The organism is Pseudomonas sp. GW822-FHT05A08, from assembly GCF_058800485.1.
On the sequence record NZ_CM179511.1, the window covers coordinates 2779885 to 2806371 of the forward strand.

Genomic DNA, 26487 nt, shown 5'->3' on the forward strand with positions numbered 1-26487 from the left:
GGGCCATGGTCACTGGGCTGTCAGCTCACGACCCGGTAGCACGGCACATAGGCCGCGCCGCCCGGCAGTTTCATCCGGTGCTGCTGGACGAAGGATTTGAGCAGGTGATCCAGCGGCTGCATGATCGCCGTGTCGCCGTGGATTTCGTACGGGCCGTGCTTCTCGATCAGGCGGATGCCCTTGTCCTTGACGTTGCCGGCGACGATGCCGGAGAACGCGCGACGCAGGTTGGCCGCCAGCTCGTGGGACGGCAGTGCGCGGTCCAGTTGCAGGCTGGCCATGTTGGCGTGGGTCGGGTCGAACGGACGCTGGAAGCCTTCATCGATTTTCAGCAGCCAGTTGAAGTGGAAGGCGTCGTTGCGTTCGCGGCGGAACTGCTTGACCTCCTTGAGCCCCTCGGTCATCTGCCGGGCGACCTCGGCCGGGTCGTCGATGATGATCTGGTACAGGCTGTGGGCCGCATCGCCCAGGGTCGCGCCGACGAAGGCGTGCAGTTGCTCCAGGTAGGGCGCGGCGCTTTTCGGCCCGGTGAGGATCACCGGGAACGGCAGCTCGCGGTTGTCCGGGTGCATGAGGATGCCCAGCAGGTACAGGAACTCCTCGGCGGTGCCGGCGCCGCCCGGGAAAATGATGATGCCGTGGCCGACGCGGACGAAGGCTTCCAGGCGCTTCTCGATGTCCGGCAGGATCACCAGCTCGTTGACGATCGGGTTCGGCGCCTCGGCGGCGATGATGCCCGGCTCGGTGAGCCCCAGGTAACGGCTGCCGCTCATGCGCTGCTTGGCATGGGCGATGGTCGCGCCCTTCATCGGGCCTTTCATCACGCCCGGGCCGCAGCCGGTGCAGACATCCAGTTTGCGCAGGCCCAGCTCATGGCCGACCTTCTTGGTGTACTGGTATTCCTCGGTGCTGATCGAGTGGCCGCCCCAGCACACCACCATCTTCGGTTCCACGCCCGGACGCAGGGTGCGGGCGTTGCGCAGCAGGTGGAAGACGTAGTCGGTGATGCCCTGGGAGCTTTCCAGGTCGATGCGCTGGCTGGCCAGTTCGCTTTCGGTGTAGACGATGTCGCGCAGGGCGCTGAACAGCATTTCCCGGGTGCTGGCGATCATCTCGCCATCGACGAAGGCATCGGCCGGGGCGTTCAGCAGTTCCAGGCGCACGCCGCGGTCCTGCTGGTGGATGCGGACTTCGAAATCCTTGTAGGCGTCGAGGATGGTCTTGGCGTTATCGACATGGGCGCCGGTGTTGAGGATGGCCAGGGCGCACTGGCGGAACAGGGCATAGATGCTGCCGGAACCGGCTTCGCTGAGTTGTTGCACTTCACGTTGGGACAAAGTCTCCAGGCTGCCTTTGGGGCTGACCGAAGCGTTGATGACGTGTCTTGAATGCATTCTGGATTCCTTGAAAGCGAGACCACCGGCCCATGCGGGCCCATGGCTTAAGAATAGTGAGCGGCGGGCGGGACGCCGGGAAAAACATTCTCCCGGGCTTCACCACGCGAAGGCAAACGGGGCCACCGGAACGTGCGGCGCGTCCGCCACGCTACTTTCTCACAGCTGGTGGTCCGAAGCGAAAGCGGCGTGCATCGCCCTTGGCTATGCTCAGCCCAGTCACCCATAGGGCTGGGGAGCGCAACCAGGCGCCGGCAGTGCCAGTCTCGTCACGACATCGGGAGCGCGTGAGCATGGCATCTGCATCCGACCGGTCCGCGGTCAAAAAGGGCAAGGCTGCGGCTACAGCCAAAAAAGCCGAGAAAAAAACCACGAAAAAAACTGCCGCAACGGTCGCCAGGACTGGCAAGAAGATCGCCCGCCGCAAGGCCGCCACGGCCCCTGTGCGGGTCCTGAACGTGCGACCGGACGGCCTGGATTTTCGCGACACCATGTATATCCCGACCCTGGTGGAAGTCCCGGTACGCCGCGAACTCAGCGACTACCGCAAGACCAGGGTGCCGGTACTCGACCAGGGCCAGGAAAACGCCTGCACCGGTTATGGCCTGGCGACGGTGGCGCATTACCTGCTGCGCACCCGTCGCTATCAGTCCGACGCCACGCTCGTCAGCCCGCACATGTTGTACGACCTGGCCCGTCGTTATGACGAATGGGCCGGCGAGGTGGACGAAGGTTCCAGTTGTCGCGGGGCGATGAAGGGCTGGTACAAGCACGGGGTGTGCCCGGCACCGCGGTGGCAGGCCAACAACCAGGCCACGACCCTGACCCAGGTGCTGGCCGAGGAGTCGGCGCTGCGCCCGCTGGGGGCGTACTTCCGGGTCAACCATACCGACATCGTCGCCATGCACGCGGCGATTGCCGAAGTCGGTGTGCTGTACGCCAGCGCCAGCGTGCACGAGGGCTGGCATGCGGTCGGTGGGGATGGCCATATCCAGCCCTCGGCGAACATTCTCGGCGGCCATGCCTTCGCGATCGTCGCCTATGACCAGGACGGTTTCTGGATTCAGAATTCCTGGGGCGAGACGTGGGGGTACGAGGGGTTTGCCCACCTGCGCTACGACGACTGGCTGGCCAACGGCGCGGATGCCTGGGTCGCTCGGCTCGGCGCGCCGATCACCCTGCGCGTGTCGCTGCAGGCGGCATCGCAGGCCAAGGCGGTGGCGGCGGCTTCGTCCAGCGAGACCCTGCGGGAGATTCGTCCGCATGTCATCAGCCTGGGCAACGACGGCGCCTTCGACCCGCGTGGCGACCTGGCGACCACCGCGGCCAGCGTCGAGGAAATATTCGCCGTGGACTTCCCGCGCATCACCGCCGGCTGGGCGAAAAAACGCATCGTGGTGTATGCCCACGGCGGCCTGGTGGCGCAGGCCGGGGCCATCGAAACCGTGGCCGGCTACCGCGCGGCCATGTTGCAGGCCGAGTGTTATCCGCTGGCGTTCATCTGGAAGACCGATTACTGGAGCACCCTGGGCAACATGCTGGCCGATGCTGCCCGGCGCCGGCGCTCCGAAGGGGTGCTGGACGCGACCAAGGACTTTATGCTCGACCGCCTGGACGATGCGCTGGAGCCCATTGCCCGGCTGCTGACCGGCAAGGCCGAGTGGGACGAAATGAAGGAAAACGGCCTGCGTGCCATGGTCAATGCCAACGGCGGGGCGCGGGTGGTGGCCAGGGCCCTGGCGCGCCTGGCTGCCCAGGGGGTGGAGATCCATATCGTCGGGCACAGCGCGGGCAGCATCCTGCTGGCGCCGATGGTGCAGTACCTGGTATCCAAGGGTGAGATGAACGGCGGGCCGATGGCGCGCAGCCAGTTGAAGGGGCTGGAGGTGAAGATCGCCAGTTGCCACCTGTGGGCGCCGGCCTGCACCGTCAAGCTGTTTCGCGAGACTTATTTGGCGCCGATTCGCGACAAGCGCATCCAGAAGTTCGGCCTGTTCACCCTGACCGACCAGGCCGAACGTGACGACCATTGCGCGCATATCTACAACAAGTCCTTGCTGTACCTGGTCTCCGATGCCTTCGAGGACAAGGTACGCATACCGCTGATTCGACCCGACGGTGAGCCGATCCTCGGCATGGAGCGGTTCGTCACCGGCGAAAGCGATCTGGCGCAGCTGTTCTCCAATGCTCCGAACGCCGACTGGGTACGCGCGCCCAACGACTTGCCGATGGGCAGTCAGAATGCCTCCGGGGCCCGTCACCACGGCGATTTCGACAACGACGAAACCACGGTTCGCGCGACCCTGGCGCGGATCCTCGGGCAAGGCGGAGCGCGGCAAGCCCTGGTGTTGTCGCAACCCATCGCCGAGCGGGCGCAACGGCGGCGCCAGCTGGACCTGGCCAGCAGCATTGGCCGGAGGCAACCATGAGCATTCCTTCGCAGATCCGCCCCATCGAAGTACCGGCCAACCAGTCCTGTGTCACCAGTGAGTTCGAAATCGAAGCCGGGCATCGCTACCGCTTCCTGGTGGAAGGCCTGTGGGCCGATGCCAGCGATAAGCCGACCAAGCCCGAGGGCGTGGCGCACCCCGGTGGCATCCGCGAATGCCTGGGTTGGGCCAAGCGCTTGCCCGAGGCGGCCTGGATGGCGCTGCTGGTGCGGACCAGGGGCCCGGCGGGCAAGTCGCCCTGGCGCCTGCTCGGGCGCGGCGACGGCGTCTGGTCGGACCTGCCGCCGGGGCGCCTGCAGTTCTGCGCCAACGACGTGCTGGGCTTCTACGGGAACAACTCGGGGAAGATGGACGTCCGGGTGCTCGATGTCACCCAGGGTGGCTGACACAGCGCTGGGCGCAAGGGAGATGCCGGCTGCGTTGATGCTTGTCCTGTTGCTGCTCGGCGGCTGCGCCCACGACCCGGAAGGCGGGATGCCGGGGCTCTATCGGGAACGGACGGTGATCGGCGAACCGAAGATCCAGTTTCTCGGGGTGGGCGGTTGGCTGCTGCACTGGCGCGGGGAGGGCGTGCTGTTGGCGCCGTCGTTCAGCAATCCGGCGGCCGTGAACTCAGGCTTCCTGCCGCCGGCGCGGGTGGTGGCCGACCACAAGCGTATCGACCTCTACATGCCGCGCGCCGATGACGTGAGCATGCTGCTGGTAGGGCATGGGCATTATGACCATCTGCTGGACGTCCCCTGGGTGATGAAAAAACATAGTCCCAAGGCCCTGGTCTATGGTTCGTCCTCGGTGGCGCACATGCTGCGGACCATGGTCGACCCGAAGCGGGTGGTCAACGCGCAGTGGGCCATGGCCCGTCTTGAGGAACGCGATGGCACCTGGCTGCCGCCGAGGCCTGGTACCTGGCTGTATTCCACCGGTGGGCGCATACGGGCCATGCCGATCCAGAGCCAGCATGCCGGGCATGTCGCCGGGATCAACCTGATTCCCGGGCATTATGTCCTCGACCTCAAGGACACACCGGATTACATCTGGCAGTGGAAACCGGGGCAGCCGATGGCCTGGCTGATCGACCTGCTCGACGAGTCGGGCAAGAACCCGGTGTACCGCCTGCACTATCAGGATTCCGGTGCGCCGCCGCCTTTCGGTTTTCCTCCGGCGCTGGCTGATGGCAAGGGGATCGACGTGGAAATCCTCAGCGCTGCGTCCTGGACCCAGGTGCGGGATTATCCCTGGCACCTGCTCACGGTCACCCAACCTCGGATGGTCCTGATCGGCCACTGGGAAAACTTCTTCGGTAACGATCCGTACCGGCCACAGCCGCTTCCCGGGCTCAAGCTCCAACCCTTCCTGGACACTGTTGCCTGCCACGTCGCCCGTGGTGTCCCGGTGGTCTTGCCGGCGCCTCTGGCGGTGATCCCGCTGCCGCCGGCGCAACCGGCGGTGCGTACGCGGTCTTGCCCAGCACCTCGGCAGGCCGAGTGAATTTATCGGTCAGGCGCTGCTCATAACTCTAAATGGCGTAATCGCGTCAGGGTTGTGTACGTAGTCAGGGAGCGGCATCCACATGAGCCCAGTTTCATCTGTCAATCCAGGCCAGCCTTGTCGCCTGCTGTTAGTGGTCGAGGACGAGCCGATGATCCTGGAGTTCCTCTGCGAGATCCTGCAGGACGAGGGCTTCGCCACCCAGGCCATGCTCCGCGCGGATGAGGCGCTGCAGTTCCTGGAAAGCCACCCGGACCAGGTGCGTCTGCTGCTGACCGATATCAATATGCCGGGCACCTTGAACGGCGCGGGCCTGGCCAATCGGGTGCGCGAGTGCTGGCCGGAAATGCCGGTGCTGGTGATGTCCGGTTATGAGACGCCGCAGAGTTCCGGCATCCGCTATCCGGTGTCGTTCATCCGCAAACCCTGGACCATCGGGCAGATCCTCGACAGTGTCGACGAGGCGTTGAACAAGGCGGGGAATAGGTAGTTGGGCGGGGCGCTGGCGAGATGAGGAGTGAAGCGGCTTTCGACCACCCAGGACCTTGGGTCCTCGGTGATCGCAAGGGAGGGTGAGCTAGCGGCTCACTCTTTGACGCTCATGAACTCTTTGGCCCAGACGATGTACTCCTCGGGCTGGGTGTAGGTGTGGGCCAGCTCGGTGGCGCTGAGGTCCGAGGCCTGGGTGAAGATCTGCCGCTGTTCGCGCAGGCAGTCGTAGGTGGCCTTGATCGCCGCGAAGTACGCCGCGTGGCCGTCGACGATGATCTTCGCGCCCAGTTGCGCCAGGCGCGCATCGTCGCGTAGCGCCGGGTTGCCGTAGGTCACCAGCATCAAGGGCACCGACAGGTGCTCGGAGATCTGCTCCAGCTGCTCGAAATCCTTGATCCCGACCATGCAGATGCCGTCGGCGCCGGCGCGCTCGTATTGCTGGGTGCGGCTGATGATTTCCTGGATCGGCAGGATCGCCGCGTTGGTCCGGGCGATGATCGCCAGTTCCGGGTCGACCCGTGCTTCCAGGGCCGCGCGGATCTTGCCCACGCCTTCGGCGACCGAGATCAGGTCGGTGGACTTGCGCCCGAACTGGGCCGGCAGCAGGGTGTCTTCGATGGTCAGGGCGGCGACGCCGGCGCGCTCCAGTTCGACCACGGTGCGCATCACGTTGAGGGCGTTACCGTAGCCATGGTCGGCGTCGGCGATCACCGGCAGCTGGGCGACGCGGCCGATGCGGGTGGCCTGCTCGGCGAATTCGCTCAGGGTGATCAGGGCGAAGTCAGGCGCGGCCAGCACCTGCAGCGAGGCGACGGAGCCGCCGAGAATGCCCACTTCGAACCCCAGGTCGGCGGCGATCCGCGCCGACATCGGGTCGAATACGGAGGCGGTGTGAAAGCAGGAGTCTGAAGCGATCAACTCGCGAAAACTACGGCGTAAATCTTGATGAGACAGCCTGGACATACGAACTCCCGGAAGGAGGTAAAAGAGATGCCGACGATAGCGTCGAGTCAAAAATGCAATCGGTCGTCCAGCGCGCCTGTGTAAAAGGTTCGCTGCGAAAACCTGGGCAGATGAAGACGAAGCAAGCAGGTATGAAACGGCGGGTGACGCCGCACTGGATGGAAAAAGCCAGGCGGGCGCTCTTGTTATGGCCGGGATGAAGGCTATCACGCCGCCGCGGCGAAAATGATGACGAATTCGTATGGGCCCATGCCAGAACGGCATAGGTCATGCCGGTTGTCATGGGCGCCAAGGCGGGTCGATCATGCCGAACAAGAGGGTTCGGTTATCACTGGCGTTTATGGGCGCGTCGATCTGTAGCGGCGAGGACGAGAGTACGCAGCGCTCGTTGCAACGCCACGAACCAGGGGGACGGCTCAATAAAATGTCAGAATTTGAGTCCGGGTCTGGACCTTTTCCCCTGATGCGCAATCATTAGGACGTGGATACCCAAAGGAGAGACGCATGTTCATTCGGTCATTGACCCTCGCAACGCTGCTCGCTGTCGTCGGCCCCGCAATGGCGGCCGACAACGAAGGCCCTCTGGCCCAGGATCAGGGCAAGGCGCGCCCACTGATCGTCATCGCTCCCAGCACCGTGGACCCGACCCTGGTGGCGCTGAAGAAGTCCCTCGACGAGCCGGCCAACCGCCAGGCCTTCAGCGAACGCAACATGGTGCTCTACACGGTGATCAACACCATCGGCCAACGCGACGGCAAGGACCTGGACCCGCAATCGACCATGGCGCTGATCCGCAGCCTGAAGCTCGGCGCCGGGGCGCAGACCAAGGTGATCCTGGTGGGCAAGGACGGTGAGAAGAAGCTCGAGCATTCCGGGGCCATCGAACTCAAGGAAGTTTTCAGCACCATCGACCAACTGCCGGCCGCGGAAAAGGAAGCCACCGCTCCGGCATTGGCGCCGGTCTCGGAAGTCAAGGCGGCCCACGCCGGCAAGGCCGCCAAATCGGGCAAGCCTGCGGCACCACCCAAGCCGCTGGACGACTGAGTCTGGCCATCACCGTTTCCTGATAGCGCATCGCGAGCAAGCTCGCTCCTGCAGAAACATACAGGCTCCTGTAGGAGCGAGCTTGCTCGCGATAGCGTTCTAACTCACCTCGCCTGACCTCGCTGACCATCAGGCATCGGTCACGACACTGCCAGCATTTCTGCCTCTTTTGCTGCACCGCCATCACCTTCAGCGTTTTGCAGCGTCCGGCTGACCCCGCGCACGATCATCTCGACTTCCCGTTCATCGATGATCAGCGCTGGCAGCAGGCGGATGGTGGTGCCCCGGGCCACGTTGATCAGCAGTCCGTGATCCTGCGCCGCCCGCAGCGCCAGCTCGCGCTGCGGGGCTTTGAGCTCGATGCCGATCATCAAGCCCAGGCCGCGCACCTGCAGGACCTGCGGGTGATCGGCCAGCTCCACCCGCAAGCGTTGCAACAGATGCTCGCCCTGGCGCCTGGCGTTGGCCAGCAGGTCTTGTTCCTCGATGATCTCCAGTACGGTGCAGGCCACCCGGCAGGCCAGCGGGTTGCCGCCGAAGGTGCTGCCGTGGCTGCCGGGGGTGAACAGCTGCGCGGCCTTGCCCCGGGCCAGGCAGGCGCCGATGGGGATGCCGTTGCCCAGGCCCTTGGCCAGGGTCATCACATCCGGGACCACACCCTCGTGCTGGCAGGCGAACCACTGGCCGGTGCGGCCGATGCCGGTCTGGATCTCGTCGAGCATCAGCAGCCAGTTGCGCCGGCTGCACAGTTCGCGCACGGCTTTCAGGTAGCCGGGCGGGGCCAGGCGGATACCGCTTTCGCCCTGGATCGGCTCCATCAGCACCGCGGCGATACGCGGGCCGTGGGCCTGCGCGGCTTGCTCCAGGGCGGCCAGGTCGCCGAAGGGCAGCTTGAGGAAATCCCCGGGCAGTGTGTTCAGGCCCAGGCGCACCGCCGGCCCGTCGCTGGCCGCCAGGGTGCCCAGGGTACGGCCGTGGAAGGCGTGTTCCATGACAACCACCAGCGGCCGCTCGATGCCTTTGTGCCAGCCGTGCAGCCGTGCCAGCTTCAGCGCGGTCTCGTTGGCTTCGGCGCCGGAGTTGTTGAAGAACGCCCGGTCCATGCCAGCCAGGCGGGTCAGCCGCTGCGCCAGCCGCTGTTGCCAATCGATGCTGTACAGGTTGGAGGTGTGCAGCAGCAGGCCGGCCTGTTCGCGGATGACGCTGACCAGTTTGGGATGGGAATGGCCGATGCCGGTCACCGCCACACCGGCCACCGCGTCCAGGTATTCGCGGCCGGCCTGGTCCCAGAGGCGGGTGCCCAGGCCGTGGGTGAAGCTCAGGGGCAGCGGTTGATAGGTGCTCATCAGGCAGGTGGCGGTCATGACGGGTCGCTCCATCGAGTGGGGTGTGCTGGCAGTATCGTTAGCCACCCTGGCTAGATAAACTCGTAAATTCTTTAATCATCTTCAAGTCAGGGTTGATAATGGATCTGTTCCAGGCGATGACGGTGTATGTGAAGGTGGTGGAGGTGGGGAACATGACCGCCGCCGCCCGTGAGTGCGGCCTGTCCACCACCATGGTCGGCAATCACCTGCGGGCCCTGGAGCAGCGCCTCGGGGTCAGCCTGCTCAGCCGCACCACAAGGCGCCAGCGCCTGACCGAGTTCGGCGCCGAGTATTACCAGCGTTGCCTGGCGGTGCTGGGGCTGGTGGCGGACTCCGAGCGCATGGCGGAACAGGTCCAGGGCGAGCCGTCCGGCACCCTGCGCATCACCGCGCCGCTGACCTTCGGCACCGAGCGCCTGGCACCGGCGCTGAGCGAATTCCAGCAGCGCTGCCCGCAGGTCAAGGTGGAACTGACCCTGGCCAACCAGCGCTTCGATTTGATCGACGGCGCCTTCGACGTGGCTTTTCGCCTGGGCAACCTGGACACCACGTCGCTGATCGCCCGGCCCCTGGAGGACTACACCCTGACCATCTGCGCCGCGCCGGACTACCTGGAACGCTGCGGCACGCCGCAAGTCCCGGAGGACCTGCAGCACCACAACTGCCTGGCGTTCGCTTATCCGGCCGGTGACGAGTGGAGCTCCACCGCCACCCAGTGGCCGTTGCGCGGGCCCGAGGGGGACGTGCTGATTCCGGTGTCCGGTTCGCTGCTGACCAACACTTCGTCCGGCCTGCACCGCGCGGCGCGGGGTGGCCTGGGGGTGGTGATGATGCCCGATGCCCTGGTGGAGGAGGACCTGCAACAGGGGCGGCTGGTGCCTGTGTTGCAGGACTATCAATTGCCCTTGCGAGCGATGCACCTGCTGTACGCCCAGGACCGTTACCGCCTGCCCAAGCTGCGCAGCTTCGTCGAATTTGCCTTGGAGAAGTGGGGACGCTGATCGATGTCGGGCCATCAAGCAAAGACCCCGTCGTGCCGGTCTGGCAGCGACGGGGTCGGGTTCACGCAGGTTCGGTCAAGCCCGTTCGACAGGCTTCAGTTTGTCCCAGGATTCCACCGGCCCCGGGTTGCCCGGCAGGCTGCCGCTGCCAAAACACACCGCCAGCTTGTTCACCGCGTTGATCGCGGTGGTGACCGCACCTTCGGCCCAGCCAGCGGTCCAGGACACGTCATCGCCCGCCAGGATGAAGCGATAGGGTTGCTCCGTATCGATGCCGCTCATGAACTGGGAAAAGATCCGCCGCTGATACTCGTACTGCCCCGGCAAGTTCATCTTGAAGGCGCCCAGGTACAGCGGCTGGTCCTCCCAGTTGTGCTCCACGAACGCATCGACCGTGCTGTATTGCTCGTTGAGCTTGATATCCGGGTAGAGGTTGTCCAGCAGGTTGGTGCACAGGTCGACATGCTGCGGCAGCGGCGCGGGGCGGTCGCCGAGGAACTTCAGGGCATCGTCGTTCCAGGTGTAGGACAGGAAGATCCCGCTGCCTTTGTAGTCGCCCTTGCTGGCCGAGTAGTCCACCAGGTAAGTGCCGCGGGTCAGCCGGTCGGAAAGGGTGATGCTCATCTTGCGTTGCTCGCCCTCTGCCACCGGGTCGTTCCAGAACGGGCGCTGGGTGGCGGCGAAAATCTTCGCCGACTGCATGTAGTGGGTGTACATGATGGCTTCCCAGGTATCGATGGGCAGCAGGCTGTCCATGGCGGGAAGGCTTTGTGGGTTCCCCGAGTAGCGCAGTTTGTCGAGGATCCGCACATGCGGGGTATAGATGACGCTGGGGAAGTTGTGTTGCCGGGTCAGTTGGGTGCGGGTATCGGTGATGGAGACGCGGAAGGAGCCGTCCGGCTGGCGTTCGATGTGTCGCACTTCCTGGTGGAACGGGTCCGGGAATACCTCGCGCGACAGGGCTTCGACCGTGGTTTCCGCGGACCAATGCTTCATCATGTCGCCCAGCTCTTTCGGGGTCTTCGACCAGAGCCGTTGCGGCAGGCTGGAGGAACCGTCGAACATCAGTTGGTGGTCGGCGTCCAGGCCGGTGTACAGCACGCGCAGCAGTTCGAGGATGCTGTTGGGGTAGTCGGTGTTCCAGCCGCCGGTGCCGAAGCCGATCTGGCCGAACAGGTCGATATCGGCCTTGTCCCAGCCGGAGTTTTCCAGGAGCGCGGCGTAGAAACTGACATCGTCGCCGCTGGTGCCGGTCGCGGGGTTGACGATGGCGTTCCACAGCTTCTTGATCGTCTGTTGATCGATGTGGTCTTCGGTCATGGCCTTTTCCATGGCGGTGAAATCGTAGGTTTCCAGGAAGTTATCGAAGAACTGGTTTTCCAGTTTGGTGTATTTCTCTGGTTTTTTAAAACCCGGGCGGCCGTCCACTTCGTAATAGACTTTTTCCCCGCGGTAATCGACCACGGTGCTGATCGCCGCGGCGGTGCCCGGGTTGGGAAAGTCCGCCGAGTTGTCGGTCATGCCGACCTTTCGGAAGTAGTGGAACAGCGCCTTGCCGGACACCGGAAAGCGCATCGCGCCCAGTTCACAGAGCACCTGGTTGCCTGGGTTTTCGGGGTCGCCCTGGACCTTGGAGTAGAGCCGCCCGCCGATGCGCTCGGAGGCTTCGACCACCACCGGGTGCAGGCCCATGCGCATGGCCTCATAGGCGGCGACCAGGCCGGCGACGCCGGCACCGACGATCAGCACCTGTTTCCCGTAGTTCTCCGGGGCGACATGGCCCAGGGGGCTGCCCTGTGCTTTCTGTAGGAAGTCGGCGTAGTGAAAGGGGAAGTCCGGAATCAGCGCGGTGACGTCCTTGTTCATGCGCAGGGGAGAGCGGTTGGTTCTGGAAGGAATCGCAGACATGGGGTTTCTCCTTGAAAGTCATTTCCATGTGTTTTCACTTGCTCGATGGCTCTAAATCAATAGTCGCCAGAGGTCCAAGCCTAGAACAGATTTCGGGGTGCATAGGGGCGGGCGGGGTTTGTGCCCGCGCGGGACAGTAGTGCAAGAGCGTGAGAGAGGAGGATTTGATGCCCGATGCCCTGGTGCCGGAGGACCGGCAGCAGGGCTGGCTGGCGTCAGGCCGACTCGCTGGCCAGCAGTATCATCGCCGCCGACAGGGTGTGGCCGTCGGTGATCCGGCCGGTGGCGATCATCGTCATCAATTCCTGGCGACTGACCCACAGCAGATGGTCCACTTCACCATCGGTGGCGGCGGCCTGTTGTTCGGCAATCTGCACCTGACACACCGCCACCGCGCTGGCGATCAGCGACGTGTTGCTGTGCAGCAGGCCCAGTTCGCGAACGTGCGACGCCTGCCAGCCGGTTTCCTCCAGCAATTCGCGGGCCGCGGCGTCAACGGCACTTTCCCCGGCATCGATGGCGCCGCGGGGAAACTCGATGGACTGGCCGCCGATGGCCCGCCGCTTGAGGTTGACCAGCATCAGCCGGCCATCGGCCAGGGTCGGCACGGCCACCACGCCGTTCACCGCCCGGGGTTCCTTGATGATGAAGTAGCCCTGCTCACGGACCACCTTGAAATACGGGGTTTCCAGCAGGCACTGGTTGTCGGCGATGGAACTCATGGGGGTATCACTCCAGAAAACAGCGATCGAACAGGTACAGCTCGGCGGGCTTGAGATTTTCCACTGTGGCTTGCGGCCGGCCGCCGTCGCCGCTTTTCTTGCGTCCGGTTTCGCGCAGGTAACCGGCTTCGCTCATCTTCAACAGGCGCTGGCGGATGCTGGTCTTGAGCACTGGCCGTTGCAGCACCAGGGAGAAGATGATCACCGCTTCGGGGGCGCTGAACTCGCTGCCGAGAAACATCAACGGCAGGCTGCTGTACAGGGATTTGGAAAACAGCCGCTCGTGCACCTGGGCCACCAGGCTGTTGTGGTCGAAGGGCAGCTTGAAGCTGCCGCTGGCCACGTCGCCGAGGGTAAAGAAACCCTGCTGCGGACCGGGCTCCACCGGCTCGCTGACGATCCCCAGGTAGAAGGTCGAGGACGACCAGCAGCGCGGGTCGCGAAAGGCGTCGCCGACCGTGCCCACCTGCTCCAGCCAGGCCAGGGGCATGTCCACCTTGCTGGAGCGCCGCAGCCGCTGCACCGCATCATTCAGGCTGCGGTCCTCGACATCGCCGTTGACCACGATGCCCGGCAGGGCCCAGTGCCCGGCGAAGGGCTCGCTGTCGCGTTGATGGAGGAGGATTTCCAGCTCGGAGCGTTCGCGGTTATAGCGCAGCAGGCACAGGTCGATGGTGTGCAGGTAGGCGCTGGGGGAGAGGGGGCGGTCGGGCATATCAACTTCCGTGGACGGCGTAGAGGCCGTAGTTTAGCGGATTCATGCCCGGTGCCAGCCATTGGCTTGGCGGTGTTTCGCCGCGGGCCAGGCATTGACGCAACACGCTGCTGCGCACCCCCGGTTGTTCTTCGATCCGCAGGATGGAAAAGCGCTGCAGCAACTCCTCGCCGCGATGGAACCCGGGCAACTGGCGCGCCACGTCTTCACCCACCACCAAGGCAATGCGCTTGCCATCCAGAGCCAGGTCGTCCGCCAGCCGTTGCAGCAGGGTGTAGCTGTAGACCGGGGCGGGATCGGCCAGGCCCAGTTGCTGCTCCAGGCGGCTCACTGCCAGTTCGGCGGGGCACTCGGGTTGCAGGTGCCGGGTGATGGCCTGCAACCAGTTCACCCGTTGCTCGAAGTCGGCCATGCGCTTGCCGTCCGGATGGCGAAAGCTGGGGACTACCAGCACGCGCCGGGCGTGGCGGGCGGCTTCAAGCATGACCCGGACGTGACCGGCGTGGGGCGGGTTGAAGGCGCCGCCATAGAGGGCCAGTTCAAACATCTGCATCTCCTGCATTGGTACATGACGTGTACCTTATCATTGCTTGTGCGTGCAGGGAATTGGCATGTCATGCACTATTTATATTGTTTGATCTGGATCGATGAAATAAAAAGCGGAGTCAAAGGGGGTTGCTATGAAAGTACATGACGTGTACTTTATGTTCCATGCAAAGGAGAGAACCAGCATGAACAGCCAAACGATGAAGACCGCTTCCTTCGATGTCGATGCACAAAAGAGCTTTACCCCGCTGTGCCCGGACGAACTGCCCGTGGCCGAGGGCGACCGCATCGGTGGCGAGCTGAACTTCATGGCGACCCTGGCCAGCCTGCGCATCGGCAGCAAGGACGCCCACAGCCCCCAGGCCCCCTGGGTGGTGAACGAGCCCGGGCAGATGCTCCAGCCCACCGGCCTGGAGCATGCCGACCTGACCTGGGTCAGCCACTGCGTACCGGGCACCGAAGGGTTCACCCTGCTGGACGAATTGCCGACGCCCTATGACTACGACTACTTCGTGTGGAAGGGCGTGGAGCCGGACCTGCACCCCTATGGCGCCTGCTACCACGACCTGCACGGCAAGCTGTCCACCGGGGTCATCGAGTACCTCGACAGCCAGGGTGTGCAACGGGTCATCGTCGGCGGCCTGGCCCTGGATTTCTGTGTCAAGACCACCGCCCTGCAACTGGCCGCCGCCGGCTTCAAGGTGATCATCCATCTGCCGGCATGCCGCGCCATCAGCGCAGAGGGCGCCACCCAGGCGATCGACGAGATGCAACAAGCGGGTATCGCGGTGGCCGCGACCCGCGAAGAAACCGCCAGATTGGCCAGTGCCTGAGGAGTCACCATGGAAAGTGCATTTGACCGTAACAATGGCGTGATCCAGGGCCTGCTGGACACCGACTACTACACCTTCACCATGATGCAGGCGGTGCTGCACCAGCACCCCAATGTCGATGTGGAATACCAGTTCATCGTCCGCTCCAGAGAGTCCCTGGTGCATCTGATCCCGGAGATCCGCCAGGAACTGGAAAAGCTCGCCAGCCTGCAGATGCGCGAAGGCGAACAGCGCTTTCTGTTCAACAAGCGTTTTCGCGAGTACCTGACCCCGGACTTCGAGCAGTTTCTCGGCCTGTTCCGTTTCAACCTGCGCTACATCCACGTGGCGGCGGTCGATGGCCAACTGAGCATTCGCGTCCGCGGCCCGATGTTGCACTGCATCATGTTCGAACAGCCGGTGCTGGCCATGGTCAGTGAGTTGCGCAACCGCGACAGGTATCCGGAGGTGGAGCTTGCTGACGTCACCCGCCGGCTCTATCGGAAATTCGAATGGCTGGAGAACAACGCCAGCCGCGAAGAACTCGCCGAGCTGCGGGTCTCGGACTTCTCTACGCGTCGGCGCCTGTCGTTCAAGGCCCAGCGCGAGGTGGTGAAGATCATGCGCAGCGACTTCCCCGGGGTCTTCGTCGGCACCAGCAACGCCCACCTGGCCTACGAGTTCGACCTGCCGCTGATCGGCACCATGGCCCACCAGTGGCTGATGGTGCACCAGCAACTGGGACGGCTGCGGGAGAGCCAGAACACGGCCCTGGAAAACTGGGTGCGCGAATACCGCGGCCGCCTGGGCATTGCCCTGACCGACTGCATCAGCACGGACTTCTTCCTCAAGGACTTCGACCTGTACTTCGCCAAGCTCTACGACGGCCTGCGCCAGGATTCCGGGGACCCGATTGCCTGGGCCGACAAGGTCCTGGCCCGCTACCGGGAACTGGGCATCGATCCACGGACCAAGGACCTGATGTTCTCCGACGGTCTGAACTTCGAGAAATGCCTGCCGATCCTGCGTCACGTGCGTGGCCAGGCCCGGTTCGGTTTCGGCATGGGCACCAGCCTGGCCTGCGATGTCGAAGGCGTCGAGCCGCTGAGCATCGTTATGAAGCTGGTGCGAGTGCATGGCGAACCGGTGGTGAAGTTCTCCGATGACCCGATCAAGAACGTCTGCGAAGACCCGTCGTTCCTCAGGTACGCGGCGCAGGTGTTCAACGTCAACCTCAGTAACTCGCCCCTGGAGGCCTGATATGAGCAGCCAAACCCAAGAACGAATTGCCCGGGAGCTGGGCATCGATCGGCAACTGGCGCGCGGAGACGAAGCCGCGGAAATCGTCCGGCGCGTGGATTTCATCCAGCAGGTGTTGCGCGAGTCCGGCGGCCAGGCCCTGGTGCTGGGCATCAGCGGTGGCGTCGATTCCCTGACTGCCGGGCGCCTGTGCCAGCTGGCGGTGGAGCAGATGCGTGGGGCAGGGCACGACACCCGGTTTATCGCCATGCGCCTGCCCTATAAAAGCCAGGCTGACGAAAGCGATGCCCAGGCCTCCCTGGACTTTATCCGCCCGGACTCGGTCAGCACCTGCAACATTGCCGAGAGTGTCGACGGTCTGATGAGCCAGGTGCGAATCGAAGGCTTGCAGCCGTCGGCCGAACTGACCGATTTCGCCAAGAGCAACGTCAAGGCGCGGGCGCGGATGCTGGCGCAGTATGCGGTCGCCAACTTCAGCAACGGCCTGGTGGTGGGGACCGACCACGGTGCCGAGGCCCTGATGGGGTTTTTCACCAAGTACGGCGACGGTGCCTGCGACCTGGCTCCGCTGTCGGGCCTGACCAAGACCCAGGTGCGCGCGCTGGCCGAGGCGCTTGGCGCTCCCGGGCACCTGGTGCACAAGGCCCCCACGGCGGACCTTGAAGAACTGGCGCCGGGCAAACTGGACGAAACGGCTTATGGCTGCAGCTACGCCGAGATCGACGCCTACCTGATGGGCGAACCGGTGTCCGATGCCGTGCGCCAGCTGATCGAAACCGCCTACCACCGCACCGCCCACAAACGCGCCTTGCCGCGCACCCCTGCCTGACCCTCTATGGCTTGCCGGCGATGGCGATCTCAAGGATGCCATCGCGAGCACGCTTCGTTCCTGCGGGAGGATCGTGGATTGCTTCTGTAGGAGCCAGGCTTGCCGGCGATGGCGGTCTCAAGGGCGCTATCGCGAGCAAGCTTCGCTCCTACGGATACGAGGAAGGCTGGGGCCTCAGCGCAACCGTTCGAGCATCTGGTAGTACCACATGCCCGCCGCCAGCATCGGGTTGCCCAGCTGGTCGCCGAAGGGCACGCGGATGTGCCGGCAGTCGGCGAAGGTGTCGTAGTGCTCGAGGTGCCCGGTGATGGCCTGGGCCATGATCTCGCCCATGATGTGGCTGGTGGCGATGCCGTGTCCGGAGTAGCCCTGGCAGTACCAGACGTTGTCCGAGATCTTGCCCAGCTGCGGGATGCGGTTGATCACGATGCCCATGGCGCAGCTCCACTGGAAGTCGATGGCCACGCCCCTGAGCGCCGGGAAGGTGCGTTCGATGCAGGGGCGCAGTTCGCCGGCGATATCCCGCGAATCCTTGCCGCTGTAGTTGGCGCCGCCGCCGAACAGCAGGCGGCCGTCGGCGGTCATGCGGTAATAGTCGAGCACGAAGCGGCAGTCGTAGACCGCCAGGTCCTGGGGGTTGAGGCGCTTGGCCAGGTCGCCCAGGGGCGCGGTGGTGACGATGCCGCCCATGGCCGGGAAGATCTTGCCCTTGAGCTGTTTGGGCTCCAGCTTGTGGTACACGTCGCCGGCCAGCAGCACCTGCTTGGCGTCGATGCGGCCGTGTGCAGTGATCACCGCCGGGCGCTCGCCGTGGACGATCCGCAGCACTTCGCTGTGTTCGAAGATCAGCGCGCCGAGGCTCTCGGCGGCGCGGGCTTCGCCGATGCACAGGTTCAGCGGATGCAGGTGCAGGTTGCGGGTGTTCTTGATCGCGCCGTGGTACAGCTGGCTTTCCAGCACCTCGCGCACCTGTTGCCGGTCCAGCAGGCTGACCTCGTCGCCCATGCCGCGGCGCACCGCTTCTTCGTAGTCGGCGCGCAGGCCGGCGAGGTGGCTGGGCTTGTAGGCGGCGTGCAGGTGGCCGTGCTTGAGGTCGCAGGCGATGGCGTATTTGTCCACGCGCTGGCGGATGATCCGGTGCCCGCGCCAGCGCAGTTGCCAGATGAAATCGTCGACTTCGTCGCCCAGGGTGCGGCGCATCTGCTTGCGCATGGTCTCGTCGCCGGACAGGCTGCCGGTGACCTGGCCGCCGTTGCGCCCGGTGGCGCCCCAGCCGATCTTGTGGCTCTCGACGATGGCCACTTTCAGGCCTTTTTCCGCCAGTTCCACGGCGCTGGCGACGCCGGTGAAACCGCCGCCGATGATCACCACGTCGACGCTCACTTGGCCTTGCAGGGGCGGGTAGGCGGTTTCGCTGTTGAGGGTGGCGCTGTAATACGAAGGGCAGCGTTCGGCTGCCGGTGTGACCGGGTTGAATGCGACTGTCATGGGCTGTTCTCGAATTTTTGTTGGGGCCGGGCCGGCGCCGTGACGCCGGCCAGCGCGTCACGCCTGGGTCAGGTACCAGCGCCAGTCCTGCTCGCCGACTTCGGCCATGAACTGGCGGTATTCGGCGCGCTTGACCGCCAGGTAGACCCCGAGGAATTCGCTGCCCAGGGCGTCGCGGGCCCAGGTGGAATTCTCCAGGGCGGTCAGCGAGGTCAGCCAGTCGGTGGGCAGCAGTTCGCTGGCCTGGGCATAGCCGTTGCCTTGCACCGGATCGCCCGGATCGAGCTGTTCGCGCAGGCCGCGATGGACCCCGGCGAGAATCGCCGCCGCTGCCAGGTAGGGGTTGGCGTCGGCACCGCAGATGCGGTGCTCGATATGCCGGCTGTTGGCCGGACCGCCCGGTACCCGCAGGCTCACGGTGCGGTTGTCGACGCCCCAGGTCGGCGCCAGCGGCGCGTAGCTGTTGGCCTGGAAGCGGCGGTAGGAGTTGGCGTTGGGGCAGAACAGCAGCAGCGAGTCGAGCAGCGACGCGAGCATGCCGCCCACCGCCTGGCGCAGCAGCGGGGTGCCGGCGGGGTCTTCGGCGGCGAACAGGTTGTGGCCCTCGGCGTCGGCGATGCTCACGTGCATGTGCATACCGGTGCCCGCCAGGTCATCGAAGGGCTTGGCCATGAAGGTCGCCTGCATTCCGTGCCGGTGGGCCACCGCCTTGACCAGGCGCTTGTAGCGTACGGCCTGGTCCATGGCCTCCAGGGCGTCGCCGTGTTCCAGGGTGATTTCCACCTGGCCCGGTGCGTATTCGGAGATCGCCGTGCGCGCCGGGATGCCTTGCAGTTTGCAGGCGGCGTAGAGGTCGGCGAGGAAGGGTTCGATCTGCTCCAGCTCGCGCAGGCCATAGACCTGGGTGTGCCGTGGCCGGCCGCCGTCGGCGTCCAGCGCCGGTTGTGGGCGGCCGTTGCCGTCGCGCTTGGCGTCCAGCAGGTAGAACTCCAGCTCGCAGGCCATCACCGGGTGATAACCCTCGGCCTTGAGTTGGTCGACGACCTTGATCAGCAGGTGGCGCGGGTCGGCGATGCTGGCCGGCAGGCCTTCCTGCGGGTGCATGCTGACCTGCACCGCGGCGGTGGGGATCTGCCGCCACGGCAGGCGCACCAGGCTGCCGGCCAGGGGATAGGCGCGGCAGTCGATATCGCCGACGTCCCAGACCAGCCCGGAGTTTTCCACGTCGTCGCCCTGCAGCGTCAGGCCGAGGATGGTGCTGGGCAGCGGCCGGCCGCTTTCATAGACCGCCAGCAGTTCCTCGCGGTGCAACAGCTTGCCGCGCGGCACGCCGTTGGCGTCGAGGATGAACAGCTCGATCATGTCGATATCGGGGTTGGCGGCCAGGAAGCTACGGGCCTCGTCAAGGGCTGCAAATTTCATGGTTCTCTCGCTTGCGCCATGGCGGCGCGCAGGTTCGGTTCATGCAGCGGCGCCGGCAGGGCCCGGTTGCAATGGCAGATAGCAAGGCGGCAAGGCTCGACGCGCAGAGGGGCGCGTTCAGAGCGAAAGCGAGAGGTCCGGAGGGCGCGAGGAATGACGCAGGCGGGAGCGGCACAGGGCCATGGGCAGGTTGACCAGCAGTTTCATCGCCGGGCCCCGGGGTTGCCGTGGAGATCGCCGTGGGGGCGTTGCGTTGTTGCCGTTCCAATGCCGATGCCGAGGCGGCTGCACGGGGCAGCAGCGCGGGGCTGGCAGGGCGGGCGGCAACACAAGGCGTTCATCGGCCGGCGGATCTCGTCAAGAATTCACGGACATTTCGTGCAAGTGAGGTTCACCGTTTTACCGGGACTGCTCCTCGCTGCCAAGGGGCGCGTCACAAAATATTTAACACCGCCCCCGGCAGCACGGCGGAAAAAGTCCTCAGTAAACCCACGGCACCAGGCGCCAGGTGTAGGCGCAGTAGGTGTCGTATTGCTTGCCGAATTCTTTGTGCAGCAAGGCTTCTTCGGCGTGGATGCGGGCAATCAGCGGGATCAGCATCAAGGCGGTCAGCAGCAGGCCGACCCCGGAGCGGAAGGCCAGGGCCCAGCCCACGCAATTGATCAGCAACCCCAGGTAACTCGGATTGCGCAGGGTGCCGTAGATGCCGGTGGTCACCAGCTGATGGCCGGGCTGGATCGCCACCAGGCCACTGAAGCGCTTGCCCAGCACGAACACCGGCCACAGTCGCAATATGCCGCCGCCGATAAAGAACACCACGCCGAACCAGCGCACGTCGGTGCTACCAAAGGTCCAGAAGTCCAGGCGGTCGGTATAGGCGGGAAGAAAGGCCAGCAACAGCCCGAGGATGCCGAAGGCGACGAGGACCCAGCGGTTTTCCCGGTCTTCCTGTTTGCCGGGGCTCAGGTTGCCTTCGCTGAACTGGGCCACACCGGCCATGGCCAGCAGGGACAGGGTGATGACCCACAGCGCCGGGTGGGAGAAAAACGCCACCGGTCCGCCCATGCCGAGGATGGCCAGGCCGAGGTAGGCGAGGGTAGCGATCAGGCTGAGCGCCGCGAGTTGGGGAGAGTTACGCATGATGGCCCCTCACGAATGCCGAGGTGTATGCCTTCAGTGTAGGTCCATCGCCGCCACATCCCGCGACACCCGGCCTCTGTAGGAGCGAGGCTTGCCCGCGAGGCACTGTGGCTGATGCACTGCGTCGTTTGCATCGTGTGCCTACGGCAGCACGGGCGCTTTGTCGGCCAGTTGGGCGACCAGGAACTCGATAAAGGCCCGGGTCTTCTGCGGCACGCGCCGGGCGGACGGGTACACCGCGTGGATGCTGATCGGCGGCGCCTGCCACTCGCACAGCACCGGCACCAGGCGGCCGGCGGCCAGGGCGTCGGCGACGATGAAGTCGGGCAGCAGGGCGATGCCCATGCCGGCCTCGGCGGCCTGGGCCAGCAGGTCGCCGTTGTTGGCGTGCAGCGGGCCGGTGACATGGACGCGCTGGGTGTCCTTGCCGTTGCTCAACTGCAGGCTGACCCCGCTTTGCAGGTAGCCGTAGTTCAGGCACTGGTGGGCGGTCAGGTCGCGGGGCGTCTGCGGGGTGCCGGCGCGCTTCAGGTAATCCGGCGAGGCCACCATGATCCGCGGGGCCGGGGCCAGCAGCTTGGCGACCATCGACGAGTCGGCCAGGCTGGCGATGCGAATGGTCACATCGAAACCGCCGCGCACCGGGTCCACTTGCTGGTCGCTGAGCACCAGCTGCAATTCGATGTTCGGGTGCTGCTCATGAAACAGCGGCACCAGCGGTCCGAGACGACGCAGGCCGAAGGACATCGGCGCGTTGACCCGCAGCACCCCGCGCAATTCGCCGATGCCGTCCCGCGCCCGTTGTTCGGCCTCGTCCACGGCGGCCAGGACTTCCCGCGCCGACTCGTAGTACTCGGCGCCGGCTTCGGTCAGATGCAGGCTGCGGGTGGTGCGGTGCAGCAACTGCACGCCGATGGCTTCCTCCAGCGCCTGGATCTGTTTGCTGACTTTCGAGCGCGGCACGTCCATGGCCCGGGCCGCGGCGGCGAAGCCGTTGGCATCGACCGTGACGACAAACGCGCGCATGCATTCGATGCGATCCATAATTGTCCCTGTTTTGGAATCAATGATTCTCGATTTTAGGGAATTGTTGCTTTTTATATCAACCCCTAAATTAGCCACCAAGCCGGCAGCAAAGCCTCCCCAGCGGAACCCGCGCCGAGCTCCCGAATTGTGCAACTCAACGTTTGAACCGACTCGACAGCAAAAGGAACGCGCCATGTCTATCCGTGAACTGCTCAACCCAAACAACTCCGCCCTGATCCTGATCGACCACCAGCCGCAGATGTCCTTCGGCGTGCAGTCGATCGACCGCCAGACCCTGAAGAACAACACCGTGGGCCTGGCCAAGGCGGCGAAGATCTTCAATGTGCCGACCATTTTCACTTCGGTGGAAACCGAGAGCTTCAGCGGCTACATCTGGCCGGAACTGCTCAGCGTGTTCCCCGACCATCAGCCGATCGAGCGCACCTCGATGAACTCCTGGGAAGACAAGAAACTGGTGGACGCGGTGAAGGCCACCGGGCGCAAGAAACTGATCATGGCCGCGCTGTGGACCGAGGTCTGCCTGAACTTCCCGGCTCTGGAAGCCCTGGCCGAAGGCTATGAGGTGTACATCGTCACCGACGCTTCCGGCGGCACCAGCCAGGAAGCCCACGACATGTCGGTACAGCGCATGATCCAGGCCGGCGCGGTGCCGGTGACCTGGCAGCAAGTGCTGCTCGAGTTCCAGCGCGACTGGGCGCACAAGGACACCTACGACGCGGTGATGGACCTGGTGCGCGAGCACAGCGGCGCCTACGGCATGGGTGTGGATTACGCCTACACCATGGTGCACAAGGCGCCGCAGCGGCAGGTCAAGTAAGTCTGCCGCCAAGGGTAACGCGGTTTAGCAGAAACACCGCGTCATCCAACTAACTGGCAAGTTGCAATAAAAAAGGGACGCTCTTATTGGAGCGTCCCTTTTTATTTAATGGATCAACGGTTGATCAGCGACAACGACAAGTTGCACTTAGCAGAACCGGTCAATCACCCGAACTTCCGACTTGTTCTGCAGCGATTGCCATTCATTCTTCAGGGTATCGAATACCCGTCCGATGAAGTCCCTGTCGGCGGCGGCCTTCTTGCCGACGTAGCCCTGGCCACGGCGGTACATTTTCAGGCGGGCCAGCAGGTCCTGGTTGTTCTTGTCGAACTCTTCTTCATGGGCGTGGGGCGACAGGCAGTCGATATGGACCTGGCCAGACTTGGCAATCCACAGGATATGGCTGTCATGGCTGTCTTTCTGTGCCGCGAACAGATGAGACAGTTCATCAATAGTAGGTTGATTGTTCAGATTCATTTGTAAGCCCCTTGACCATTTCGATCTATCTAGTTGAGTCGCTAATTGATATCGCTACATCGGTAAGTTGAACCCTGATACCGGAAACAGGGCGACAGAGGGTGTCTGTCGGATACAGATAAGGCCCAGAGCCTGATGCGTGTAGTCGTCTTAATTAACTGCTACGCAATAGCGTCACAACGAAGAGAAGCAGCGTAAACCTGGATCAAGCTGCCGAAGTTTTCAGTTTCGGCCACAAGCATCTTGAGGAGTTTTCGCCAGCTTCCCGCCCTTTGTACTGGACGTTCATGCCAGGTCAGTTTCATCAATCTGCCTTGTGGGCAGTACACATCCGGGTTAACAGCTCGGCGGTCAGACGAGCTTGCTCATAACACCTTTGCCAAGTCTCCCGATCGGGGAGACGCCTGCATCATGCAAGGGCAAATTCGCCTCGTCAACGGTTTTGTAGTGAAAATTTTCAAGCACTACATATTGTCCGACAAAACCTTTCGGCGCATGAGCGGAACGGGCTATCGCGACCGAGGACAGGTAGAATCGAGGCCTTGAAACAGGTGCTTGAGGTTGCAGTGGTGGATTTACAGCAGGGCTTCGTCCTGACCCGGCATTGGCGTGACACGCCGGCAGGCACGGAAGTCGAGTTCTGGTTGGCGACCGATGCCGGGCCGCGCCAGATCCGCTTGCCGGTGCAGACCTCCGTGGCCTTCATTCCCGCCGAACAGCAGGAACAGGCCCGGCGCCTGCTGGCCGACGATCGCGATGTGCAATTGCGCCCCCTGGGCCTGTGCGACTTCCAGCACCGCCCGGTGCTCGGCCTGTACTGCCCGCAGCACAATCAATTGATCCGCCTCGACAAGACCCTGCGTCGCGCCGGGGTCGAGGTGCTCGAGGCCGATGTGCGACCGCCCGAGCGCTACCTGATGGAGCGTTTCATCACCGCGCCGGTGTGGTTCGGCGGCACCCCGGGCGAGGGCGGGATACTGCTGGAGGCGCAGATGAAACCGGCGCCGGACTACCGGCCGGCGTTGAAGCTGGTGTCGCTGGATATCGAGACCAGCGAGACCGGCGAGCTGTATTCCATCGCCCTGGAAGGCTGCGGCCAGCGCCAGGTGTACATGCTCGGCCGCGCTCGCGAGGACGACAGCGCGGTGGATTTCGACCTGGAGTTCTGCGCCAGCCGCGAGCAGTTGCTCGAACGGCTCAACCAGTGGCTGGCGCGGCACGATCCGGATGCGATCATCGGCTGGAACCTGGTGCAGTTCGATCTGCGGGTGCTGCACGAACACGCACGTCGCCTGGCGGTGCCCTTGCGCCTGGGGCGCGGCGGCGAAGAGATGCAGTGGCGCGAACACGGCAGCCGTACCCATTATTTCGCTGCGGCCGCCGGGCGCCTGATCATCGACGGCATCGAAGCCCTGCGCTCGGCGACCTGGAGCTTCCCGTCGTTCAGCCTGGAAAACGTCGCCCAGACCCTGCTCGGCGAAGGCAAGTCGATCGACAACCCTTACCAGCGCATGGACGAAATCAACCGCATGTTCGCCGAGGACAAGCCCGCCCTGGCGCGCTACAACCTCAAGGATTGCGAGCTGGTGACGCGGATTTTCGCCAAGACCGAGCTGCTCACCTTTCTCCTCGAACGGGCCACCGTCACCGGCCTGCCGGCCGACCGCAACGGCGGCTCGGTGGCGGCCTTCACCCACCTGTACATGCCGCTGATGCACCGCCAGGGTTTCGTCGCGCCGAACCTGGGCGAGAAGCCGCCGCAAGCCAGCCCCGGCGGCTTTGTCATGGACTCGCGGCCCGGTCTCTACGAGTCGGTGCTGGTGCTGGACTACAAGAGCCTGTACCCGTCGATCATCCGCAGCTTCCTGATCGATCCGGTGGGGCTGGTGGAAGGCTTGCGCCACCCAACGGACGAGCAATCGGTGCCGGGCTTTCGCGGCGCGCGGTTTTCCCGCACCCGGCATTGCCTGCCCTCGATCGTCGCCCGGGTCGCCGAGAGCCGCGAAGTGGCGAAACGCGAACACAACGCGCCGCTGTCCCAGGCGCTGAAGATCATCATGAACGCCTTCTACGGTGTGCTCGGTTCCAGCGGCTGCCGCTTCTTCGATCCGCGCCTGGCGTCGTCGATCACTATGCGTGGCCATGAAGTCATGCGCCGCACCCGCCAACTGATCGAGGCGCAGGGCCACAAGGTGATCTACGGCGACACCGACTCGACCTTCGTCTGGCTCGGCAGCGCCCACGCCGAGGCGGATGCCACGCGCATCGGCCGCGCGCTGGTGGCGCACGTCAACCAGTGGTGGCGCGATCACCTGCGCGATGAGTACGGCCTGGAAAGCGCCCTGGAGCTGCAATTCGAAACCCACTTCTGCCGCTTCCTGATGCCGACCATTCGTGGCGCGGAGGAGGGCAGCAAGAAGCGCTACGCCGGCCTGGTGACCCGCGCCGACGGCACCCAGGAGATGGTCTACAAGGGCCTGGAAGCGGTGCGCACCGACTGGTCGCCGCTGGCCCAGCAGTTCCAGCAGGAGCTGTACCAGCGGATCTTCCACCGCCAGCCGTACCAGGACTATGTGCGCGACTACGTGCGGCGCACCCTGGCCGGCGAACTGGACGAGCAACTGGTGTACCGCAAGCGCCTGCGTCGCCAACTGGACGATTACGAACGCAACGTGCCGCCCCATGTGCGCGCCGCGCGCCTGGCCGACGAATACAACCAGCGGCAGGGCCGGCCCCAGCGTTATCAGAACGGTGGCTGGATCAGCTACGTGATCACCCTGGCCGGTCCCGAACCCCTGGAAAACCGCACTGCGGCCATCGATTACGATCACTACGTGACCCGCCAATTGCAGCCGGTGGCGGACGCCATCCTGCCGTTCGTGCAGGACGACTTCAGCACCCTGGTGGGTGGGCAGATGGGGTTGTTCTAGGAGGCGTCTCGTCGTAGCCGCTGCCGAGTCTGCGAGGCTGCGAACGACTTGGGCGGCATTCCGACGCAGCAGGCGCAAAACCTGAGAATGCATTGAGTCAGGGTAACCGCGATGCCCCTGCTGCGGCCGCTGCGCTGCCGATCGCAGCCTCGGCAGCGGCTACACGTGAGTGAGT

23 protein-coding genes are annotated in these 26487 nt (G+C 64.4%); 11 read left to right on the top strand and 12 right to left on the bottom strand.

The genetic code is table 11. The annotated features are described in order from the left end of the window. Positions 1 to 20 precede the first annotated feature (20 nt). On the bottom strand, positions 21 to 1394 hold the full coding sequence (ppnN, locus tag AC3RCP_RS12520) for a nucleotide 5'-monophosphate nucleosidase PpnN (RefSeq protein WP_007924984.1): 1374 nt from the start codon (positions 1392 to 1394) through the stop codon (positions 21 to 23). A 293-nt stretch (positions 1395 to 1687) separates the two neighbouring features. Between ppnN and AC3RCP_RS12525 the strand changes: the two genes are divergently transcribed. The 4 genes from AC3RCP_RS12525 to AC3RCP_RS12540 all read left to right on the top strand — a co-directional run bounded on the left by AC3RCP_RS12525 (position 1688) and on the right by AC3RCP_RS12540 (position 5822). After that, a complete protein-coding gene (locus AC3RCP_RS12525) occupies positions 1688 to 3823 on the top strand; it encodes a C1 family peptidase (protein WP_492571587.1) in 2136 nt (711 codons plus the stop codon). Continuing rightward, the gene (locus AC3RCP_RS12530) at positions 3820 to 4230 is read left to right on the top strand and encodes a hypothetical protein (RefSeq protein ID WP_101337518.1); all 411 of its coding nucleotides are present in this window, start codon (positions 3820 to 3822) and stop codon (positions 4228 to 4230) included. The genes AC3RCP_RS12525 and AC3RCP_RS12530 overlap by 4 nt, the downstream gene beginning before the upstream one ends. A 37-nt stretch (positions 4231 to 4267) precedes the next feature. Then, on the top strand, positions 4268 to 5332 hold the full coding sequence (locus AC3RCP_RS12535) for an MBL fold metallo-hydrolase (protein WP_256593473.1): 1065 nt from the start codon (positions 4268 to 4270) through the stop codon (positions 5330 to 5332). Between the two features lie 82 nt (positions 5333 to 5414). Then, positions 5415 to 5822 (top strand): response regulator, encoded by a 408-nt coding sequence (locus tag AC3RCP_RS12540; protein WP_007924986.1) that lies wholly within the window; start codon positions 5415 to 5417, stop codon positions 5820 to 5822. Positions 5823 to 5917: 95 nt separating this feature from the next. On the opposite strand, the gene AC3RCP_RS12545 is transcribed toward AC3RCP_RS12540, so the two are convergent. Beyond that, on the bottom strand, positions 5918 to 6787 hold the full coding sequence (locus tag AC3RCP_RS12545; protein ID WP_009043268.1) for an isocitrate lyase/PEP mutase family protein: 870 nt from the start codon (positions 6785 to 6787) through the stop codon (positions 5918 to 5920). 504 nt (positions 6788 to 7291) lie between these two features. Between AC3RCP_RS12545 and AC3RCP_RS12550 the strand changes: the two genes are divergently transcribed. Next, positions 7292 to 7831, top strand: a complete 540-nt coding sequence (locus AC3RCP_RS12550) for a DUF4174 domain-containing protein (RefSeq protein WP_007924989.1) — start codon at positions 7292 to 7294, stop codon at positions 7829 to 7831. 140 nt (positions 7832 to 7971) lie between these two features. Here the strand turns inward: AC3RCP_RS12550 and AC3RCP_RS12555 are convergent, their stop codons facing one another. Further along, entirely contained in the window at positions 7972 to 9195 is a 1224-nt protein-coding gene (locus AC3RCP_RS12555; protein ID WP_492571588.1) for an acetylornithine transaminase, read from the bottom strand. Positions 9196 to 9296: 101 nt separating this feature from the next. Between AC3RCP_RS12555 and AC3RCP_RS12560 the strand changes: the two genes are divergently transcribed. Beyond that, entirely contained in the window at positions 9297 to 10199 is a 903-nt protein-coding gene (locus AC3RCP_RS12560; protein WP_492571589.1) for a LysR family transcriptional regulator, read from the top strand. Positions 10200 to 10274: 75 nt separating this feature from the next. On the opposite strand, the gene AC3RCP_RS12565 is transcribed toward AC3RCP_RS12560, so the two are convergent. The 4 genes from AC3RCP_RS12565 to AC3RCP_RS12580 all read right to left on the bottom strand — a co-directional run bounded on the left by AC3RCP_RS12565 (position 10275) and on the right by AC3RCP_RS12580 (position 14091). Next, positions 10275 to 12107, bottom strand: coding sequence for a flavin monoamine oxidase family protein (locus tag AC3RCP_RS12565; protein WP_492571590.1), 1833 nt, complete (start codon positions 12105 to 12107; stop codon positions 10275 to 10277). A gap of 215 nt (positions 12108 to 12322) precedes the next feature. Next, the gene (locus tag AC3RCP_RS12570; RefSeq protein WP_492571591.1) at positions 12323 to 12829 is read right to left on the bottom strand and encodes an NUDIX hydrolase; all 507 of its coding nucleotides are present in this window, start codon (positions 12827 to 12829) and stop codon (positions 12323 to 12325) included. A gap of 7 nt (positions 12830 to 12836) precedes the next feature. Further along, on the bottom strand, positions 12837 to 13544 hold the full coding sequence (locus AC3RCP_RS12575; RefSeq protein WP_101337522.1) for an NUDIX hydrolase: 708 nt from the start codon (positions 13542 to 13544) through the stop codon (positions 12837 to 12839). 1 nt (position 13545) lies between these two features. Next, complete coding sequence (locus AC3RCP_RS12580) at positions 13546 to 14091, bottom strand: adenylyltransferase/cytidyltransferase family protein (protein WP_101339413.1); 546 nt, start codon at positions 14089 to 14091, stop codon at positions 13546 to 13548. Between the two features lie 184 nt (positions 14092 to 14275). On the opposite strand from AC3RCP_RS12580, the gene AC3RCP_RS12585 reads away from it, so the two are divergent. Genes AC3RCP_RS12585 through nadE form a run of 3 tightly spaced genes read left to right on the top strand, consistent with a single transcriptional unit; the run spans position 14276 to position 16991 of the window. Next, positions 14276 to 14923: a nicotinamidase gene (locus AC3RCP_RS12585; RefSeq protein WP_101337523.1), complete on the top strand. Its 648-nt coding sequence runs from the start codon at positions 14276 to 14278 to the stop codon at positions 14921 to 14923. A 9-nt stretch (positions 14924 to 14932) separates the two neighbouring features. Further along, the gene (gene pncB, locus AC3RCP_RS12590; protein ID WP_101337524.1) at positions 14933 to 16162 is read left to right on the top strand and encodes a nicotinate phosphoribosyltransferase; all 1230 of its coding nucleotides are present in this window, start codon (positions 14933 to 14935) and stop codon (positions 16160 to 16162) included. Position 16163: 1 nt separating this feature from the next. After that, positions 16164 to 16991 (top strand): NAD(+) synthase, encoded by an 828-nt coding sequence (gene nadE, locus AC3RCP_RS12595; RefSeq protein ID WP_101337525.1) that lies wholly within the window; start codon positions 16164 to 16166, stop codon positions 16989 to 16991. 174 nt (positions 16992 to 17165) lie between these two features. Here the strand turns inward: nadE and AC3RCP_RS12600 are convergent, their stop codons facing one another. The 4 genes from AC3RCP_RS12600 to AC3RCP_RS12615 form a co-directional block, all read right to left on the bottom strand. After that, positions 17166 to 18479, bottom strand: coding sequence for an NAD(P)/FAD-dependent oxidoreductase (locus tag AC3RCP_RS12600; RefSeq protein ID WP_492571592.1), 1314 nt, complete (start codon positions 18477 to 18479; stop codon positions 17166 to 17168). A 57-nt stretch (positions 18480 to 18536) separates the two neighbouring features. Beyond that, complete coding sequence (locus AC3RCP_RS12605; protein WP_007925006.1) at positions 18537 to 19901, bottom strand: glutamine synthetase family protein; 1365 nt, start codon at positions 19899 to 19901, stop codon at positions 18537 to 18539. A gap of 480 nt (positions 19902 to 20381) precedes the next feature. After that, positions 20382 to 21041: a methyltransferase family protein gene (locus AC3RCP_RS12610; RefSeq protein WP_101337527.1), complete on the bottom strand. Its 660-nt coding sequence runs from the start codon at positions 21039 to 21041 to the stop codon at positions 20382 to 20384. Between the two features lie 141 nt (positions 21042 to 21182). Continuing rightward, positions 21183 to 22085 carry a LysR family transcriptional regulator gene (locus AC3RCP_RS12615; protein WP_053260645.1) on the bottom strand — a complete coding sequence of 301 codons (903 nt, stop codon included), beginning with the start codon at positions 22083 to 22085 and terminating at the stop codon, positions 21183 to 21185. A 175-nt stretch (positions 22086 to 22260) separates the two neighbouring features. Here AC3RCP_RS12615 and AC3RCP_RS12620 point away from each other — a divergent pair, with 175 nt between their 5' ends. Continuing rightward, complete coding sequence (locus AC3RCP_RS12620) at positions 22261 to 22905, top strand: hydrolase (protein ID WP_092421007.1); 645 nt, start codon at positions 22261 to 22263, stop codon at positions 22903 to 22905. A 147-nt stretch (positions 22906 to 23052) separates the two neighbouring features. On the opposite strand, the gene AC3RCP_RS12625 is transcribed toward AC3RCP_RS12620, so the two are convergent. Continuing rightward, positions 23053 to 23382 (bottom strand): hypothetical protein, encoded by a 330-nt coding sequence (locus AC3RCP_RS12625; RefSeq protein ID WP_009043285.1) that lies wholly within the window; start codon positions 23380 to 23382, stop codon positions 23053 to 23055. A gap of 569 nt (positions 23383 to 23951) precedes the next feature. Here AC3RCP_RS12625 and AC3RCP_RS12630 point away from each other — a divergent pair. Then, positions 23952 to 26312, top strand: a complete 2361-nt coding sequence (locus tag AC3RCP_RS12630; RefSeq protein ID WP_492570469.1) for a DNA polymerase II — start codon at positions 23952 to 23954, stop codon at positions 26310 to 26312. The last annotated feature ends 175 nt before the right edge of the window (positions 26313 to 26487 follow it).

Coding starts and splice junctions, on each gene's coding strand:
- AC3RCP_RS12620 (WP_092421007.1), top strand. CDS start 22,261: ATGTCTATCCGTGAACTGCTCAACCCAAACAACTCCGCCCTGATCCTG.
- AC3RCP_RS12625 (WP_009043285.1), bottom strand. CDS start 23,382: ATGAATCTGAACAATCAACCTACTATTGATGAACTGTCTCATCTGTTC.
- AC3RCP_RS12570 (WP_492571591.1), bottom strand. CDS start 12,829: ATGAGTTCCATCGCCGACAACCAGTGCCTGCTGGAAACCCCGTATTTC.
- AC3RCP_RS12565 (WP_492571590.1), bottom strand. CDS start 12,107: ATGTCTGCGATTCCTTCCAGAACCAACCGCTCTCCCCTGCGCATGAAC.
- AC3RCP_RS12605 (WP_007925006.1), bottom strand. CDS start 19,901: ATGAAATTTGCAGCCCTTGACGAGGCCCGTAGCTTCCTGGCCGCCAAC.
- AC3RCP_RS12540 (WP_007924986.1), top strand. CDS start 5,415: ATGAGCCCAGTTTCATCTGTCAATCCAGGCCAGCCTTGTCGCCTGCTG.
- AC3RCP_RS12610 (WP_101337527.1), bottom strand. CDS start 21,041: ATGCGTAACTCTCCCCAACTCGCGGCGCTCAGCCTGATCGCTACCCTC.
- AC3RCP_RS12615 (WP_053260645.1), bottom strand. CDS start 22,085: ATGGATCGCATCGAATGCATGCGCGCGTTTGTCGTCACGGTCGATGCC.
- AC3RCP_RS12575 (WP_101337522.1), bottom strand. CDS start 13,544: ATGCCCGACCGCCCCCTCTCCCCCAGCGCCTACCTGCACACCATCGAC.
- nadE (WP_101337525.1), top strand. CDS start 16,164: ATGAGCAGCCAAACCCAAGAACGAATTGCCCGGGAGCTGGGCATCGAT.
- AC3RCP_RS12550 (WP_007924989.1), top strand. CDS start 7,292: ATGTTCATTCGGTCATTGACCCTCGCAACGCTGCTCGCTGTCGTCGGC.
- AC3RCP_RS12535 (WP_256593473.1), top strand. CDS start 4,268: ATGCTTGTCCTGTTGCTGCTCGGCGGCTGCGCCCACGACCCGGAAGGC.
- AC3RCP_RS12530 (WP_101337518.1), top strand. CDS start 3,820: ATGAGCATTCCTTCGCAGATCCGCCCCATCGAAGTACCGGCCAACCAG.
- AC3RCP_RS12600 (WP_492571592.1), bottom strand. CDS start 18,479: ATGACAGTCGCATTCAACCCGGTCACACCGGCAGCCGAACGCTGCCCT.
- AC3RCP_RS12525 (WP_492571587.1), top strand. CDS start 1,688: ATGGCATCTGCATCCGACCGGTCCGCGGTCAAAAAGGGCAAGGCTGCG.
- ppnN (WP_007924984.1), bottom strand. CDS start 1,394: ATGCATTCAAGACACGTCATCAACGCTTCGGTCAGCCCCAAAGGCAGC.
- AC3RCP_RS12555 (WP_492571588.1), bottom strand. CDS start 9,195: ATGACCGCCACCTGCCTGATGAGCACCTATCAACCGCTGCCCCTGAGC.
- AC3RCP_RS12585 (WP_101337523.1), top strand. CDS start 14,276: ATGAACAGCCAAACGATGAAGACCGCTTCCTTCGATGTCGATGCACAA.
- AC3RCP_RS12580 (WP_101339413.1), bottom strand. CDS start 14,091: ATGTTTGAACTGGCCCTCTATGGCGGCGCCTTCAACCCGCCCCACGCC.
- pncB (WP_101337524.1), top strand. CDS start 14,933: ATGGAAAGTGCATTTGACCGTAACAATGGCGTGATCCAGGGCCTGCTG.
- AC3RCP_RS12560 (WP_492571589.1), top strand. CDS start 9,297: ATGGATCTGTTCCAGGCGATGACGGTGTATGTGAAGGTGGTGGAGGTG.
- AC3RCP_RS12545 (WP_009043268.1), bottom strand. CDS start 6,787: ATGTCCAGGCTGTCTCATCAAGATTTACGCCGTAGTTTTCGCGAGTTG.